Annotated in this window: 3 protein-coding genes; all 3 read right to left on the reverse strand. The window is 44.9% G+C overall.

Annotated features, from left to right (window positions below; genetic code table 11):
- Positions 1 to 241: cytochrome C oxidase subunit IV family protein (locus tag A3763_RS19885; RefSeq protein ID WP_068760397.1), on the reverse strand; the 241-nt coding region annotated here is incomplete at its 3' end.
- A 2-nt stretch (positions 242 to 243) separates the two neighbouring features.
- Positions 244 to 825 (reverse strand): cytochrome c oxidase subunit 3 family protein, encoded by a 582-nt coding sequence (locus A3763_RS19890; protein ID WP_068514311.1) that lies wholly within the window; start codon positions 823 to 825, stop codon positions 244 to 246.
- Between the two features lie 21 nt (positions 826 to 846).
- Positions 847 to 1134: CbbQ/NirQ/NorQ C-terminal domain-containing protein (locus tag A3763_RS19895; RefSeq protein ID WP_197483006.1), on the reverse strand; the 288-nt coding region annotated here is incomplete at its 5' end.

Raw genomic sequence — 1134 nt, forward strand, 5'->3', positions numbered from 1 at the left:
AAGTAGGGATCAAGTAAAAGTACCCCAGCATGACCTTCCTGATTTTCGGGTGTGCATGACGCAAACCAATGAACTCATCGATCACCAACCGCCCTTTTAATGTGACAATAACACAGACAATTACCACTGATATTTGACCGAAGTCCGCTGTTTCAGCAGTCAATACGCTTAGTAAGGTCAAAGCCAGTAAAGCCAGCCAAATTCGCAGTAAGTGCCTTTTGCTTGGTAGAGGTAGAATCATCGCTATCTCATCACATAGATCAGTGGAAAAATAATAATCCAGGCTAAATCAACCATGTGCCAGTAACACGCACCTGCCTCCAAACCCGCATATTGCTTAGCAGAATACGCCCCAAAGTAAGACCTGGTTAGTACCCACAGCAAACCAGCCATCCCAAAAAACACATGCAGCAGATGATTGAAGGTCAGGTAGTAATAAACGCTAAAGTAGAGATTAGTTTCGACTCCAATGCCGTTAAGCTCATTAAATTTATACTCCCAAGCTTTCACTAGGCAGTATCCCACTGCGCACGCTAAGGTTAGCCATATCCAACGTCGGCTCTCTTGCGCTTTATCAAGGCGAATCGCTCTTACTGAACGGGCAATAAAGTAACTACTCGTCAGTAAAATAAAGGTATTTAAAATACCGGCGCTGGTATTAAGACTTAAGGGGCCGGTTTTGAATAGCTCCGGGTTATGAACTTTGGCAACGATATAGAGGATAAAGAACAAGCCAAATTCAAATAACTCTGCAAAGACCAGAACCCATATAGCGATATCACCGGGAACATGTTTCCCTGCACTTACTTCCTGCTCAATGCTCATAGGTTTATTTTCGCTAGTGCCCTAGAAATAGGTCATGACCAAGCGTTCAATGGCAGCCAGAGTTTCGGTCTCGTCGGTTAAAGGTTGAGCCAAGCACGATAAACACGCCTCGCGAGCATCCAACCCTGACTTAATCATCTTCGCAGTATAAATCAGCAGCCTGGTCGAAGCCGCTTCTTCCAAGTCATAGTCTTTTAGGCGACGTAAATCCCCACCCAGGCTAACCAGCTTCTTGGCTGTATCTTTGTCGATATTGGATTCCTGACAGATGATTACCGTTTCCCGTTCTGCCAAGGGGTATTCAAACTC

The organism is Oleiphilus sp. HI0128, assembly GCF_001635365.1.